The 16088-nt window shown below is 50.5% G+C and carries 9 protein-coding genes; 6 read left to right on the top strand and 3 right to left on the bottom strand.

All coding sequences use genetic code 11. From position 1 onward, the window contains the following. The first annotated feature begins 51 nt into the window (after nt 1–51). Complete coding sequence (locus C557_RS0101055; protein ID WP_018749956.1) at nt 52–1404, top strand: PDZ domain-containing protein; 1353 nt, start codon at nt 52–54, stop codon at nt 1402–1404. A gap of 78 nt (nt 1405–1482) precedes the next feature. On the opposite strand, the gene C557_RS0101050 is transcribed toward C557_RS0101055, so the two are convergent. Together C557_RS0101050 and C557_RS0101045 are read right to left on the bottom strand one after the other, a co-directional pair. Next, a complete protein-coding gene (locus tag C557_RS0101050; RefSeq protein WP_240472910.1) occupies nt 1483–2271 on the bottom strand; it encodes an OmpA family protein in 789 nt (262 codons plus the stop codon). A gap of 98 nt (nt 2272–2369) precedes the next feature. After that, the gene (locus C557_RS0101045; protein ID WP_018749954.1) at nt 2370–3203 is read right to left on the bottom strand and encodes a flagellar motor protein; all 834 of its coding nucleotides are present in this window, start codon (nt 3201–3203) and stop codon (nt 2370–2372) included. Nucleotides 3204–3507: 304 nt separating this feature from the next. Between C557_RS0101045 and uvrB the strand changes: the two genes are divergently transcribed. Next, nucleotides 3508–5502 (top strand): excinuclease ABC subunit UvrB, encoded by a 1995-nt coding sequence (gene uvrB / locus C557_RS0101040; protein ID WP_018749953.1) that lies wholly within the window; start codon nt 3508–3510, stop codon nt 5500–5502. Nucleotides 5503–5576: 74 nt separating this feature from the next. Further along, nucleotides 5577–8456, top strand: coding sequence for an excinuclease ABC subunit UvrA (gene uvrA, locus C557_RS0101035; RefSeq protein WP_018749952.1), 2880 nt, complete (start codon nt 5577–5579; stop codon nt 8454–8456). A 140-nt stretch (nt 8457–8596) separates the two neighbouring features. Here the strand turns inward: uvrA and C557_RS0101030 are convergent, their stop codons facing one another. Next, nucleotides 8597–10234 carry a nitrite/sulfite reductase gene (locus tag C557_RS0101030; protein WP_018749951.1) on the bottom strand — a complete coding sequence of 546 codons (1638 nt, stop codon included), beginning with the start codon at nt 10232–10234 and terminating at the stop codon, nt 8597–8599. Between the two features lie 318 nt (nt 10235–10552). Between C557_RS0101030 and C557_RS0101025 the strand changes: the two genes are divergently transcribed. The 3 genes from C557_RS0101025 (at nt 10553) to C557_RS0101015 (ending at nt 16083) form a co-directional block, all read left to right on the top strand. Continuing rightward, complete coding sequence (locus C557_RS0101025; protein ID WP_018749950.1) at nt 10553–10762, top strand: hypothetical protein; 210 nt, start codon at nt 10553–10555, stop codon at nt 10760–10762. Between the two features lie 179 nt (nt 10763–10941). After that, nucleotides 10942–13809, top strand: a complete 2868-nt coding sequence (locus tag C557_RS22785) for a DUF6359 domain-containing protein (protein WP_018749949.1) — start codon at nt 10942–10944, stop codon at nt 13807–13809. A 267-nt stretch (nt 13810–14076) separates the two neighbouring features. Further along, complete coding sequence (locus tag C557_RS0101015) at nt 14077–16083, top strand: FAD-dependent oxidoreductase (RefSeq protein WP_154656101.1); 2007 nt, start codon at nt 14077–14079, stop codon at nt 16081–16083. Nucleotides 16084–16088: the final 5 nt, after the last annotated feature.

The following is a 16088-nucleotide window of genomic DNA, read 5'->3' as shown; positions in this document are numbered from 1 at the left end:
CCGCCTATACAATTTGAACCGAATTCGTTGAGAAGAGGAGTGTGAGGACCGGTGAATCTCATTCTGGAAGGATTGTGGAGCTTGGCTATGGCCGCGGCTCAATTGTTCTTGCAGCCGTTTTACTATATTGCGATTATCATGACGATGCTGATCTATCGCAGGCAGGTTGTGCTGGAGCGGCGGCTGTTCCATGTTCGTTTACATGGCTGGGGAAGGCAAACCTGGAGGACGGTGCTGGGGGGATTGCTAGCGGGTATAGCCGTTTCACTGGTCTTCGTATTCCTGGGGATGAATTTGACCTGGGAAGGGCTTCTTTGCCTGTGGGTGGTTACGCTGCTGTTCATGTTGCTGCGCGTCCGTTATTTGTGTTTGGCCTATGCTGTCGGAGCGCTTGGTGTCATTCAGTTTATTATTCAATTCTTCCCCGGTTTGCAGAGAACAGGGGGAATTTACGAGGTAGTTCGTATCATTCAGGAGCTGGACATCCCGGCACTGCTTTGTCTGGTGGGGCTATTGCATATCGCTGAAGGGCTGCTGGTGCGGTGGCAAGGCGCTTCTTTTGCGGGCCCGTTATTTTATGAGGGTAAGCGAGGGAGAGTGATTGGCGGCTATCAGATGCAGAGCCTGTGGCCTGTACCGTTGTTTTTGCTGGTTCCGGCACAGACGGCTGGCGGGGTTCTGCCGTGGACGCCGTTGTTCGGAGGGGAGGCCTGGCAAGGAGGCTTTAGCATGCTGGCCTTGCCGATTATGATTGGCTTCTCGGAGATAACCACAGGGGTGCTGCCTAAAGATAAGGCCAAAGTATCCTCAAGCCGTTTGCTTGCTTATGGTGTACTGGTATTAGCTCTGGCCCTTGGCAGTGTCTGGTGGAGTCCGCTTGTCCTGGCAGCATCACTGGTTGCCTGGCTCCTGCATGAGGGGTTGGTCTGGTACAGCCGCCATGAAGAGCAGCAGCGCAGTCCGCTGTTTGTTCACCCGCCGGGCGGCGTCAAGGTTCTTGCAGTGCTGCCGGGCAGCCCGGCTGAAGAGCTGGGGATTCAGCCTGGCGAGACGATCATCAAGGTCAATGGCATGCCCGTGCCTACGAAGGAAGAATTGCATGCCGCGCTGCGAATCAACCCCGCTTTTTGCAAGCTGGAGGTGCTGAATCTCGCGGGCGAGAGTAAATTCCTCCAGCGCGCCATTTACGCAGGCGATCATCATCAGCTCGGAGCCATTTTGGCCCCGGATGAATGGTCGCCAGCGGCGGTGCGGTTGCAGCCGTTGTCACTCTGGCAGCTGCTGCGGCCGAAGCGGAGCGCCCGCACCACGGAAGCAGGGCGTGGCCCCACTTCCGGGAGTACGGAGTTCTCCGCCGCCACCATGCCCATGCCGCCAAGCGATGGCCCGGCGGCTGGTGTCTAATTCAGAGGCGGCAAGACGCCGTTTGACTGCTGCTCCTACTGGAGTATGGCGGCCAAACGGCGTCTTTTTTAAACTTTTCTATTGCTGCAGCTGGCGCAATACGGTAATTTCTACGCGACGATTCTTTTGACGCCCCTGTGGAGTATCATTATCCGCAGCGGGACGTGTATCGGCATAGCCGGCGTATTGGAAATCCTGCGGGTCAAGGTGTTCCTTCTCAAGGAAGAAGCGGAGTACGGACAGAGCACGCGCCCCTGATAACTCCCAGTTGTCCTTAAATGCCGCGGAATATTTGATGGGCTGGTCGTCGGTATGCCCTTCAATGCTGATGATGGTATTCAATTCCTTGAATAAGCTGGCTAATCGGCTTAAGGCTTTCTCTGATCCGGCTTTCAACTCGGCTTTTCCGATATCGAACAGAAATTGATCGCTTAAGGTGATGGAGATTCCCTTAGGCAAATCAGTAACCTTAATTTGTTCTTCTAATTGATTGTCCTGAATATACGATTCAATACGTCCCATTAAGGAGGCTAGCTCCTGCTCCTGCTGGCGGAAGGCGAGCTCCCGTTCTGTCAATGGAGCCTGGGCCTCCGGCCCGGCGGCTGGGGAGGCCGATTGTTGTTCCCCGCCATTTCCCTGACCATAGTTATCCTGACTGTCCGCTGCGGCTGTTGGGTTTTTATGATGATATCGGTCAGCGGTTCCGGTGATGCCACTGCCTAACTCCAGCACCGAATCACTGCTCATGAACGTTTGCTGCAAGGAGGTGGTGACGACTTCGTATTTCTCCACATCCAGCTGGCTCATGCCATACATCACTACAAAAAAAATAAGCAACAAGGTAATTAAATCGGCGTACGTGATCATCCAGCGGTCCCTGGTGTCCTGATGCTGCGACAGCCTTCTACGCCGCGGTCTGTGCGAGCCGTTATTTGCAGGCGGCGGATTGGGCTTACCCCTCATTCTCATAGCTCATTCTCCCGGGGGCCTGAAGGAAAGCGCGTGTTGCTCCGGCTAAAATCAAACTCGGAATTCGGATCAGGCAAGGAGCGATCGACATCGGGGCTATAGGCTTCCAGCTTGCGGCGCACGAGCAAAGGGTGATCTCCGTTCTGGATCGACAGAATGCCTTCCAGAATCAGCTCCATCCGGTCCAGCTCCTCCTCGCTGCGCGCCTTGATTTTAGAGGCGATTGGCAAGAAGAGCAGATTGGCGCTGGCTACGCCATACAAGGTGGCGGTGAAGGCAAGCGCAATGGCTGGCCCCAGCGCAGTAGGCTCGGTCAGGCTGCCCAGCACATGGATCAACCCCATTACCGTACCAATAATCCCCATGGTTGGGGCGTAACCGCCGGCAGATTCAAAAATTTTAGCATATCCCTCGTGCTTTTTGGCGACTGCATCGATTTCAAGCTCTAGCATTTGCCGCACAGCACTATGATCAGTTCCATCGACAATGAGCTGAATTCCTTCGCGCAGGAAAGGGTCCTGATGCGTTTCAGCGGTTTTTTCCAGGGCCAATACGCCCTCCCGACGAGAGATCGATGACATGGCGGTGATATCCTCGACAAGATTTTGGTCTGGATTTGATTTAGCAATAAATGCCAAAGATAATGCTTTGGGAACCGTCCGCAGTTTGGCCAGAGGGAAGCTGATCAGAACAGCGGCGAAGGTGCCTCCAAAGACGATTAAAGCAGCGGTAAGCTGAAATAACCCCCCGACTTGGCCGCCCTCAAGCAGAAAGCCTCCGACCAGTGCCACGAGTCCAATAACAAGGCCAATAATTATAGTAATATCCATGGGTTAAGAACCACTCCTATTCAGAACTTGCCGTGACTTACCGTTTGCATCTCAAGGATGAAAAAGGTATAATACACGGGAACACGTATTCCTATTTTGTAAAATAAGGAAGCTTACGTTAATTTCGACTTGGTTTATTCATCGGAATGATGACGATGCTAGTTTATATCAGCCGCCAATATTGAGACGGGAGTCTCATTCATTTTTTTTATAGAAGTGCGAGTTCAATAAGTCGGGTTTACAGGAACGAGCTTGCCTTGAACTCTCTAGTATTCCATTTTAGACGATAGGGTGATGTTGGACAATGAGTGAAATCGTGGTTAGCGACAATAAGTTTGAGCTGGTCTCCGACTTTATGCCGCAAGGGGACCAGCCGGCTGCTATCGACCAACTGGTGGAGGGGGTGCTTGCGGGCAAGAGACATCAGACATTGCTTGGTGCGACGGGAACGGGCAAGACCTTTACGATCGCCCATACCATCGCCAAGCTTGGACGCCCTACCCTGATTATTGCGCATAACAAGACGTTGGCAGCACAGCTTGCCAGCGAATTTCGCGAGTTCTTCCCCAACAATTCGGTAGATTATTTCGTCAGCTATTATGACTATTATCAGCCGGAGGCTTACATTCCTTCCTCGGATACGTACATTGAGAAGGATTCCAGCATCAATGAAGAGATCGACAAGCTGCGCCACTCTGCAACGACTTCCTTGTTTGAACGGCGGGATGTCATCATTGTGGCGAGTGTATCGTGCATCTATGGTCTCGGCTCACCTACAGAATATCGTGATTTGGTATTGTCGTTGCGGGTGGGCATGGAGAAGCCGCGCAATCAGATTCTGAGCCACCTGGTAGACATTCAATATCAGCGCAACGATCTTAACTTCGTACGCGGTACGTTCCGGGTTCGTGGCGATGTGGTAGAGATTTTCCCTGCTTCTCGGGGAGAGCATGCGATTCGTGTGGAGTTTTTTGGCGATGAAATTGAACGTATTACGGAAATTGATGTTTTGACCGGCGAACTGATCGGTGAGCGGGAACATGCGGCTATTTTTCCAGCCTCTCACTTTGTGACCCAGGAGGAAACGATGCGCGTGGCCATAGGCCATATTGAGCGTGAACTTGAGGAGCGGCTGGCGTTGTTTCGGGAGCAAGGGAAGCTGTTGGAGGCCCAACGGCTGGAGCAGCGGACACGTTATGATATCGAAATGATGAAAGAGGTCGGGTTCTGCTCCGGAATCGAGAACTACTCCGGTCCATTGACCTTTCGTGAGCGGGGGGCTACTCCGTATACACTGCTGGATTATTTTCCGGATGATATGCTTGTAGTCATCGATGAATCCCATGTCACGCTTCCCCAGATTAGAGCGATGTATAACGGTGACCAGGCCCGTAAGAATGTGCTGGTGGATCATGGCTTCCGTCTGCCATCAGCTTTGGACAACCGCCCGCTTCGCTTTGAGGAATTTGAGGAAAAGGCCACACAACTAATTTATGTTTCTGCCACGCCAGGCCCGTATGAGCTTGAGCATTGTCCGACAACCGTCCAGCAGATCATCCGTCCGACGGGACTGCTTGATCCTATTATTGAGGTCCGCCCTACAAAGGGGCAAATCGATGATTTGATTGGGGAAATACGCGACCGTATTGCCAGGGACGAGCGGGTGCTGGTAACGACGTTAACGAAGAAGATGTCCGAGGATCTGACGGATTATTTTAAAGAAGTGGGCATTAAAGTAAGATACCTCCATTCCGATATTAAAACGCTGGAGCGGATGAGCATCCTGCGTGATTTACGGCTGGGGACCTTTCATGTCCTCGTCGGCATTAACTTGCTGCGCGAGGGGCTGGATTTGCCGGAGGTCTCCCTGGTAGCGATTCTGGATGCCGATAAAGAAGGGTTCCTGCGCTCCGAGCGTTCGCTGATCCAGACGATTGGTCGGGCCGCGCGGAATGCGGATGGTCGCGTACTTATGTATGGAGACAATATCACGGAGTCTATGGATCGTGCTATTAAGGAAACCGAGCGCAGGCGCACTATTCAGATCGCATACAACGAGAAGCACGGGATTACCCCCCAAACGATCCGTAAGAGAATCAGGGATGTTATCGAGGCGACCAAGGTGGCGGAGAGCCAAAGCGATTATTTAACGGATGCGGCCAAGAGCAAAATGTCGAAGCGCGATCGCGAGGCGCTGATCAAACGTCTGGAGATCGAGATGAAGGAGGCGGCGAAGAATTTGCAATTTGAACGCGCTGCCGAACTGCGTGATGCCATCCTGGAGCTTAAGGCGGAGTAGCCCGAAAGACAGATATTTTATAGTGTGAAGCAAGGGACGGAATATAGTAAATTTCTTCAAGGGAGATGGAGTCGTTGGCTAGTGAAAATATCGTTATTAAGGGCGCTCGGGCGCATAATCTCAAAAATATCAATCTTACCATCCCGCGGGACAAATTTGTTGTACTTACAGGATTAAGCGGCTCGGGGAAGTCTTCGCTGGCCTTCGATACCATCTATGCCGAGGGGCAGCGCCGCTATGTGGAATCTTTATCCGCATATGCGCGGCAGTTCTTGGGCCAGATGGAGAAGCCTGATGTTGATTCCATTGAAGGGCTGTCCCCTGCGATTTCGATTGATCAGAAGACAACGAGCCGGAACCCCCGTTCCACGGTAGGGACTGTAACGGAAATCTATGATTATCTGCGGTTGTTGTTTGCCAGAGTGGGACACCCGCATTGCCCAGAGCATGGGGTTGAGATTACATCCCAGACCATTGAGCAGATGGTGGATCGCATCATGCAATATCCGGAGCGTACCCGGCTGCAAATTTTGTCTCCAGTCATTTCAGGCAAGAAGGGCGAACACAAGACTTTGCTTAGCGAAATCGCCAAACAAGGCTTCGTTCGGGTACGCGTAGATGGAGAACAACGCGACTTGTCAGAGAATATTGAACTGGAGAAGAACAAGAAGCACTCCATCGAGGTGATCGTTGACCGTATCGTGGTGAAGGAAGATGCACGTACCCGTCTGGCGGACTCGATTGAAACGGCGCTTAAAATGTCGGGAGGCCAAATTTTGGTGGATATCATTGGCCAGGAGGAACTGCGATTCAGCTCTAACTATGCTTGCCCCATTTGCGGCTTTAGCATTGATGAACTGTCCCCACGCATGTTCTCCTTCAACAGCCCCTTTGGGGCTTGCCCCGAATGTGACGGACTTGGGGTCAAGATGATTATTGATCCCGAACTGTTGGTGCCGGATAAATCTAAAACGATTGACGATGGTGCTTTTGAAGCTTGGGCGGGCAGCACTTCCAACTATTATCCGCAATTTCTGAAATCGGTCTGCGAGCACTACAATATTCCGCAAGATGTTCCCATCTCCGAGCTAAGCAAAGAGCAGATGGACAAGTTGCTCTACGGAACCGGAGAGACCAAGATTCGCTTCCGCTATCATAATGACTTCGGAATGACCAAGGATGCTTACGTCACCTTTGAGGGGATCGTTCACAATCTGGAACGGCGTTATCGGGAGACGGCTTCTGAGGGAATTCGTGAATTTATCGAACAATTCATGGGCAGCAAGCCTTGTGGAAGCTGTAAAGGCCATCGCTTGAAGAAAGAAGTCCTCGCGGTAACGGTGAATGGTCAAAATATGGCCTATGCTACCTCATTGTCGATTGGCGAAGCCATGAATTTCTTTGGCACGCTGGAGCTTTCTGAGAAGGAACAGGCTATTGCCAACCTGATTCTCAAGGAAATCAACAGTCGGCTAGGCTTCCTGGTGAACGTAGGTCTGGAATACCTGACGCTTAGCCGGGCTGCGGGCACCTTGTCCGGGGGAGAGGCCCAGCGCATTCGTCTGGCCACTCAGATTGGCTCCAGTCTGATGGGCGTGCTATACATCCTTGATGAACCCAGCATTGGCCTGCATCAACGGGATAATGACCGGCTAATCAGTACGCTGACGCATATGAGAGACTTGGGCAACACCCTTATCGTGGTTGAACATGATGAGGATACTATGATGGCGGCCGATTACATCATCGACATTGGTCCGGGAGCTGGTATTCATGGCGGAGAAGTGATAGCTCAAGGGACTCCGCAGCAAATTATGGATGATTCAGCTTCCTTAACGGGTCAGTATCTGAGTGGCAAGAAGTTCATTCCGGTGCCGCTTGCGCGGCGCAAGCCTAATGGCCGTTGGCTGGAAGTGAAGGGAGCCAGTGAGAACAACCTGAAGAACCTGAACGTCAAATTCCCTATAGGTGTGTTTACAGCGGTGACTGGAGTTTCGGGCTCAGGCAAGTCCACACTGGTCAATGAGATTTTGTATAAAACGTTGGCTCGCGATTTGAATCGCGCCAGAGTTCGCCCTGGACAATACAAGGAAATCAAGGGACTTGAGCATGTCGATAAAGTTGTAGATATCGACCAGTCTCCGATCGGCCGCACACCGCGGTCCAATCCGGCGACATACACTGGCGTTTTCGATGATATCCGTGACTTGTTCTCGCAGACCAACGAGGCCAAGGTGCGCGGCTACAAGAAGGGTCGCTTCAGTTTTAATATCAAGGGTGGACGTTGTGAGGCTTGCCGGGGAGACGGCATCATCAAGATTGAAATGCATTTCCTGCCGGACATATACGTGCCTTGCGAGGTATGCAAGGGCAAGCGTTATAACCGGGAAACGCTGGAAGTTAAATATAAGAACAAAAGTATTGCGGATGTGCTGGAGATGACGATTGAGGATGCTACAGAGTTCTTCCAGAACATTCCGAAGATTCATCGCAAGCTGCAAACTCTGCTTGATGTTGGTCTGGGTTATGCCAAGCTTGGCCAGCCGGCAACAACCTTGTCCGGTGGCGAGGCTCAGCGGGTGAAGCTGGCATCCGAGCTGCATCGCCGGAGTACAGGCAAGACCATCTACATTCTGGATGAACCGACAACAGGACTGCATGTCGATGATATCGACCGTTTGCTGAAGGTATTGCACCGCCTTGTAGACTCGGGAGAAACGGTACTTGTCATTGAGCATAATCTGGATGTCATCAAAACAGCGGATTATCTGATTGATTTGGGACCGGAGGGCGGAAGCGGGGGCGGTACGGTCATTGCGACGGGAGCACCGGAGAGCATTGTACAGGTGGAGGCTTCCTACACCGGACGTTACCTGGCGCCAGTTCTTGAACGCGATGCCCGCCGCACGGCTGAACTGGATGAAGCTGATATCCAGGATCGTGAAGTAGGATAGAGCTACAAAAAAATCATAGACCTTGCCCTTAATCTCTGAAAGATCGGGCAAGGTCTATTTTGCGTGAAAGAACATTTTCTCGTCTGCTTCTTTGCGTTAATCATAAGTTCAACTTAAATAGTTGCTGCGGCGTTAATGCCTTAGGAAGCGATACTGCTCTCCAGAATGCGGTTAAGCTGCTCCTGGAATGCCGGGACTCCTACGCGTTGCACAAATTCATGAAAGGACTCCGTGTCCGTTCGCTGCTCCTTGTAGAATTGGAGTAATTGCGCCAGCACCGAGGCAACCTGATCGCCCTTCACCCGGCCTTTCAAGACTTGATTGAACCGCGCTTGCAGGCCATGATCTCCACCGCCAAGGGTTCCCCCTACCGCGATGTCGAAGGCATCAACCATCCCTTCAGGTGTCTTGATCAGCGAGCCCTGCAGACCGATATCGGCGATGTGCTTATGTCCGCACGAATTGGGGCAGCCCACGAAATGGATACGTACCTTATCCGCCAGGGTTACATGCTGATCAAGATGCTCCGCAACCTCCACGGCCCGACGTTTCGTCTCCACGATAGCCAAATTGCAAAACTCATTCCCTGTGCAGGAGACGGTTCGGCTCATAAAATGCTGCGGAAATGGAGTTAATCGCTCCAGCACCGGAGCTGCCAGAGCTTCATCAAGCTTCTCGTCAGGAATGCCACTGAGCAAAATATTTTGCGACATCGTGGTCCGGATTTTGCCATCGCCATAGTGCTCGGCGACCTCAGCAAGTTGAATGAGCTCATCTGCGTTCAAACGGCCTACCGACACGCTAAGACCGATATAGTTGAGGCCCTGCTGCTTTTGTGGATGCACTCCATCAAAATAAGCCGCATGCCAGCCAGCCGTTTTGTCTTCTCCTCGCGCAGGAAGATCACCCACCAACTCCAACAGCTTCTCCTTGAACTTGTCTGGTCCCCAGTCTGCGACCAGGAACTTCAAACGAGCATGATGGCGTTTCTCCCGATATCCATAATCGCGGAAGATCGTCGTTACTCCGATAGCTACCTTGAGTACTTCTTCGGGTCTGACGAAGATATCCAGCGGTTTGGCCAAGTGTGGCTTAGCAGACAGGCCGCCGCCAACCATAACATGAAAGCCGATAATTTCCTCGCCATCGATCACTTTGACAGCAGGTGTAAATGATAGATCGTTGATTTCAGCCTGAGCATTGTTATAAATATTAGATGAGATCGACATTTTGTATTTACGAGGCAGATTGGAGAAATCGCGATTTAATAAGAAGAAGCGGTTAACCTCTTCAACGATTTCCGTGGTATCCAGCAGCTCATCCTTGTCGATTCCGGCTAATGGATTACCGACGATCGTACGTGGACAATCTCCGCAGGCTTCGTAGGAATAGAGGCCGACCTGCTCAAGCCGTTGAAAAATATCGGGCAAATGCTCTACACGCAGCCAATGGAACTGGATGGCCTGGCGAGTCGTGACATCGACAAGCTCTCGCCCGTACAGGCGGGCAATCTCGGCAAGAGCATAGGCTTGGGAAGTGTCCATGATTCCGCCATTAATGCGGACCCTCATCATAAAATGGCCGTCCTTAGGCTTTTGCTGGTAGACCCCGGCCCATTTGAAGCGGTCCATATCCTCCGGAGTGATAGAGTCATACCCTGACGTGGCATAATCTTCAATAATGGTGCGTATGACATCCAGTCCGTCCTTTTCCAATTTTACAAATTCAAATTTGTTGAGCTTCTCGGGTGTGGCGGTCCAAATCGGCTCATAGGCCATATGCATACCCCTCCTTCATACTACCGTAGCACGTACAATTCCGATTGAATAACTATGATATATTATCGTAATGGTATCATAGATATATGACAGGGTAAATAAAGAAAGCGAGTATATTTGTATAAAACTTCCTTATAAAACGATAAAGAATAAATGATATCTTATTGTGTCAAGAACTTTTTTAGCAATGAAACCGTTATTTGAGGATGATTTTGGCAATAAATTTGACGTTTTCTTGTCTTTTTACTTGCGTTCAACGAAAAGGCAAGATAACATAGAGGGAGATTATCATTTTCTGGATTTAGAGGGGGGTTCGGGATGTTGCTTGCAACGACCGGAGCATCGGCAGCAACGTTCAACGGGTTCGATATTTTTATGATTTTATTTACAATCATTATTTTTATCGGTGTAGTTCGCTTGCTCATGGAACGCCCGAAGAAGAACCTGTTTGCCATTGGCTTTGGGATCATCAGCCTGCTGGTCTTTCTGGCTTCTGACGCCGTTATGATTAAATCCTGGTTTGGATAACAAGACGAGTAACTCATGATATAGCAACTGATCGAACACATCTTGCATCGTTACAAATGGCAAGATGTGTTTTTTATGTGATAAATTACAATATTTTAACATTCAGGTAATCATCAGCAATTCAATCGCTTCTATGATGAAGGAGTAGTCCAATCATACAGGATAGGGAGGAATGGTTGATGATGAACGCTTGGCGCAAGAAATGGCTTGGCCTCATGCTGGCAGGGATTTTGGCAATAACCGGGATGCCGGGATGGGGGGCGTCCGTAGCGGCTGAAGCTGCACAGGACGTGCAAGCGGTAGTCCAGACGCAAGAATCCTCAGCTTTGACACAGCAAGTAACGGAGGAACTGCTGCCTGATCTTCAGCAGCCGGAAGAAGCTTTACCTGTAAATCCTGGGTCAACCCCAGGTGCAGGCCTGGAAGCTGCGGAGCAGACCGACAGCGAACAGATCGGCATTTATGCAGACGTAGCCCGGATTCGTGTTGCGGATGCTATTGCCAAAGGCAATAACGGTGAAGCAGTCTGGGTTGCCGGCACTGTTGTAGGACATGCTACAGGCTCCTTATCTGCTAACTTCACAGCCCCCTTTGGTAATGACTTCAATCTCCTGATTGCCGATGCGGCAGGAGAACGGGATAAGGCCAAGCTTGTCAATGTACAAGTCCCCTCTGGATTACGTGCGCAGTTCGGTCTGCAAAGCAATCCTGATTTGATCGGACAGCAGATTTATGTCTCGGGCACACTGGCTGCCTACAACAATTTCCCGGGGCTGAAGAGCGTTACGCAAATAACTTTGTCTACTACGGAGCCCGGCAACCCTGGTGAAGGGGAAGAACCGGGAGAAGACCCGGATGAAGAAGAACCTGGTGAAACCCCATCTTTACCGGATGGTACGGGAAAAAGTGTGCTATTCGACAATGCGCATGCCCAAACTGCGGGTGCAGCCGACTGGATCATAGATGGTGCTTTTTCTGATTTTGCCCAAGGGCTGCGGGAGGCTGGCTTTACCGTAGATTCTCTGGAACGTCCAGTACCGTATACATTTGGCGAGGCGCCTATAACTTATGCGGGCTTGCAGCCTTATGATGTATTTATCATTCCAGAGGCCAATATTCCGTTTAAAACGTCGGAGCAAGAGGCACTGGTACAATATGTAGAGGATGGCGGGGCCGTCTTCTTTATTTCCGATCATTACAATGCTGACCGCAATAAGAACCGCTGGGATGCCTCAGAGGTCTTCAATGGCTATCGGCGTGGAGCTTATGAAAATCCGGCCAAGGGGATGTCCTCGGCGGAAGCCGGCTCTCCGGCGATGCAAGGGGTTGCCAGCTCAGACTGGCTGGCAGACCATTTCGGCGTGAGATTCCGCTTCAATGCGATTGGAGATGTCAACGCTAATGATATTGCCAGTCCATCTCAAAGTTTTGGAATCACGGCCGGCGTGGACGCGGTGGCGATGCACGCTGGTTCTACGCTGGCTATTCTGGACCCGGAGAAGGCTAAAGGTCTGGTGTATGTTCCTGTCGGTGTACCGGCATGGGGCAATGCGGTAGATGAAGGTGTTTATAATAACGGGGGCCGGGCTGAGGGTCCGTATGCGGCCATTGGAAAGTTAGGTCTGGGCAAGGCGGCCTTTATCGGTGATTCTTCGCCGGTGGAGGACGCAACTCCCAAATACGTCCGTGAAGAAAATGGACAAGCAAAGAAAACCTATGACGGCTTTAAAGAAGTAGATGATGCCTTGTTCCTGGTACAAACCGTCAAGTGGCTGGCCCATGATGAGAACTATACTTCGTTCAGTGAGGTGCCGGGGTTGGAGCTGGACACGCCAACCGTCCTGGATGCTGACGAGGCACCGGCATTGACAACAGAGCCTGAGCCAGAACCATGGGCGCAGCCGGCTCCCGGATACAAATGGTATGACCCGGCCACCTTCAAGCCAGGGTCTTACGGCTCTACAAAAGCTCCAGAGACGGAGCCCGTTTTGGCCTTTGTTCATCAAGCTACTCTTCCGACCCGGCAGGAATTCCAAATTCGCTTGACGGCGAATGGACTAACGCCGGGACAGACTGTCTCCGGTCTGCGTGCGGGTATTTATTTGCCTGGCGGGGAGCAGATTGCCAGATTTAAGCATGATGCGGGTACATGGTCCGGCTATAACTATAGCCCCGAGTTTTCATTGACGGGAAATGCTCAAGGTTATGCCTCCAGGGATTTGACGGTGCAGCTTAAACCGGGTGTAACGGCTGCTAAAGCCAACCTGCGTTTGAAGCAAGGCAGCGCCAATGTCATTACGAATCAGGTGACTCTGGGGAATGTGGCGGCTGAGCCGCTGCCAGGGGATCATCCTCCTGTGCCTGAGGTATCTACCATTTTCGTTGCCCGTGAAGCTGCTGAGGGGACCGTGGTCACTGTTGAAGGAGTAATTACTTCTCAGCCCGGTCTATTCGGCGGCCAAGGTTTTTACTTGCAGGATGAAACAGCAGGAATTTATGTATTCCAATCCGACACGGGTTATCAGGCGGGCGATCTGATTCGCATCAGTGCGGTCCGTACCGTGTACAACGGCGAGGTGGAGCTGGAGAATCCGGTGCATGTCGAAAAGCTTGGGACTGCGCCACTTCCTTTGCCGCAAATTCAGGACACGGTAAACGAATTAAACCAAGGGCAGCTCATCACCTTAACGAATGTGGTAATACAGGATGTGGTTACAGCAGCTCCGGCAGGATCATTTGAATTTAATGCGTTGTCCGAGGGGGGACAAACGATTCGTGTTCGGTTTGACGGACGAACAGGCGTAACCTTGGACGAGTTTAATACACTGCATCCCGAGGGCTCGCAAGTGGACCTTACTGGTGTTGCTTCCGTGTTCCGCGGGACTTATCAATTAAAGCCGCTAACGCTGGCCCACGTGGTGCCAAGCTCTTCCGAAGCTGACCTGATCGCTCCGGTAGCTGATGTAGCAATAATGACAGGAGCAGAGCGTTACAACCTGGACGTGGTCGCCTCCGATATCATACCGGGGATGAGGGCGGCGGCGTAAAACGTATCGCATACTGCCTGAACGGGAACATTTCATAACATAGACAGACGCAAATCGTGCTGCATTTGCATACGGAGAAGCGCAATTGTGAGGGTCAAGTGAAACCCTGCGATTGCGCTTTTTCTGTAAGGCTGCATTATAACCAAATCATTATAGTAAATATCGAAATCACGTATTAGCGTCAATACCCCTTTTCATGCACAATGAATAACAGATTCAAAACTATGTGAAATATTTCTCATTTGTTTGTTCTTCTCATAGTTAATTATGTTAGCGAATCTAAACCTACAGCTTGAATTGGGAGGAAGTAGAGTCATGAGGAACTTAAAGTCATGGAGAAAAGCTCTGAATATCTCATTAAGTCTTTTGCTTGCATCTGCAATGCTATTGACGGCGTGTGACAATGGGGCGAGTAATGGGGCAAATGGAGAAAATAAGACAAAAATGGAGCAGAATAATTCATCTGCGGAGCCTGCTGGTAATGAAGCTACCCTGCAAAATTACAAAGAGGGTACATACGTAGGCACAGGGAAGGGTAAAAATGGTGAAGTGAAGGTAGAAGTTACTTTTACCAAAAATAAAATTGAATCTGTTGTAATCCAGGGAGAAAATGGCGAAACCAAGGGAGTCAGCGATGCGGCATTAGCGCGCATTCCGGAGCAAATTGTAGATCAGCAGAGCCTGGCAATTGATGCTGTGGCTGGGGCAAGTCTGACAAGTAATGCGATCCTGGATGCCGTTGCCGATGCTGTCCAGCAAGCAGGCGGGGATGTCACGGCTCTAAAATCTATGAGTAAAGCGAAGAAGTCTACAGAGGTACAGGAACTTACTACAGATGTTGTTATTGTAGGAGCAGGAGCTGGTGGAATGACCGGTGCAATGGAAGCAGCGCGTAGTGGGCTTAAGGTTATTGTCCTTGAAAAAGGGGCAAGCGTTGCAGTCAGCAATGGCGCAATGGCGGGTGGTCCTATCGCTGTTGGTTCGCGAATTCAGAAGGAAGCCGGGGAGACCTTTACCGTGGATGATGTATTCAATCGTATGATGGATTATTCTTCCTCGACAGTGAATGCGTCCTTGGTACGTCAGGCATTGGAGATTTCAGGTGAGACGATTGATATGTTCCAGGACCTGGGCATGGAGATTTCACTACGGGAAGATAACTTCGGTGTTGGCTATCGCCCGCGGATGAAGTTTGAGAAAAAAGGTCTGGATCGTATGGGCATATTGCAAAAGGATGTAGAAAGCCATGGCGGACAATTCCTGTTTGAAACTACTGGCAAGAAGGTATTAATTGATAATGGGAAAGCAGTTGGTGTGGAAGCCGAGAAAGCAGATGGCACGAAGGTAATCGTCCATGCGAAGTCGGTCATTATGGCAACAGGCGGATTCTTAGGTAATGATGAGTTGATGAAGGAGTATTTCGGTGGTGTGAAGGTAAATCCGCTAGGCTCTACGCTGAGTGTGGGTGAAGGAATGGATATGATCGTAGAAGCGGGCGGAATGCTGGATAGCAATTTTGGTATTGTGGCAAATGAGTTTTCGGCATCCAATGAAAAAAATGGCACTTGGAAAAGAAATGCAAATGAAGCCCTGAATCTTGGGGTATATGGCACCTTGCTTGTGAATCGTGAAGGCAACCGCTTTAATAATGAAGGACTGATTGCTAAGGAGCCGTTATCTACAGGTGGGATAGTTACACTGCGAGAAGGCTTGTATTATGCAGTTGTAGACCAGGCCTATATGGACGGATTAAAAACCAAAGGCGTGTACCAGCATATTGGCAGTCCAGCAGAGTGGGTCTATGGGAAAAAGACACTGGATGGACGTAAGCTGGAAAATTTGGATGCAGGTGTAGAACAAGCCATTGAACAAGGCTGGGGTGTGAAGGCAGATACACTTCAAGAAGCTGCCGAAGCCTTCAAGCTCACAAACCTGGAAGAAACGGTGCAAGCCTATAATGAGATGGCTAAAAAAGGTGTAGATACCCAGTTTGGCAAGGATAAAGCCTTTTTACAACCAATTCATAAAGGTCCTTATTATGTGTTCGAGTATCAGCCAAGTGCTTGGTGTACTATTGGCGGTGTACGTGTAGATGACAATTTACGTGCCTTGAATAAAGATCGTACACCAATTGAAGGCTTGTATGTTGCTGGTGTGGATGCAGGAAGCATGTATTCTAATCCTTATTATGATATTGAAGGAGCAGCATTTTCACTTGCTCTTAACTCTGGACGTTTGGCAGCCATGAATATCGCGAAGGAACTGAAGCAATAGGGAAT

It is taken from the genome of Paenibacillus sanguinis 2301083 = DSM 16941 (assembly GCF_000374825.1).
In the GTDB taxonomy this organism is placed as follows: domain Bacteria; phylum Bacillota; class Bacilli; order Paenibacillales; family Paenibacillaceae; genus Fontibacillus; species Fontibacillus sanguinis.
The sequence above is the reverse complement of the archived record's forward strand: the minus strand, read 5'-3'. Positions and strand labels throughout refer to the sequence as shown.

Coding starts and splice junctions, on each gene's coding strand:
- C557_RS0101050 (WP_240472910.1), bottom strand. CDS start 2,271: ATGATCACGTACGCCGATTTAATTACCTTGTTGCTTATTTTTTTTGTA.
- C557_RS0101045 (WP_018749954.1), bottom strand. CDS start 3,203: ATGGATATTACTATAATTATTGGCCTTGTTATTGGACTCGTGGCACTG.
- uvrB (WP_018749953.1), top strand. CDS start 3,508: ATGAGTGAAATCGTGGTTAGCGACAATAAGTTTGAGCTGGTCTCCGAC.
- C557_RS0101030 (WP_018749951.1), bottom strand. CDS start 10,234: ATGGCCTATGAGCCGATTTGGACCGCCACACCCGAGAAGCTCAACAAA.
- C557_RS0101025 (WP_018749950.1), top strand. CDS start 10,553: ATGTTGCTTGCAACGACCGGAGCATCGGCAGCAACGTTCAACGGGTTC.
- C557_RS22785 (WP_018749949.1), top strand. CDS start 10,942: ATGATGAACGCTTGGCGCAAGAAATGGCTTGGCCTCATGCTGGCAGGG.
- C557_RS0101015 (WP_154656101.1), top strand. CDS start 14,077: ATGTTAGCGAATCTAAACCTACAGCTTGAATTGGGAGGAAGTAGAGTC.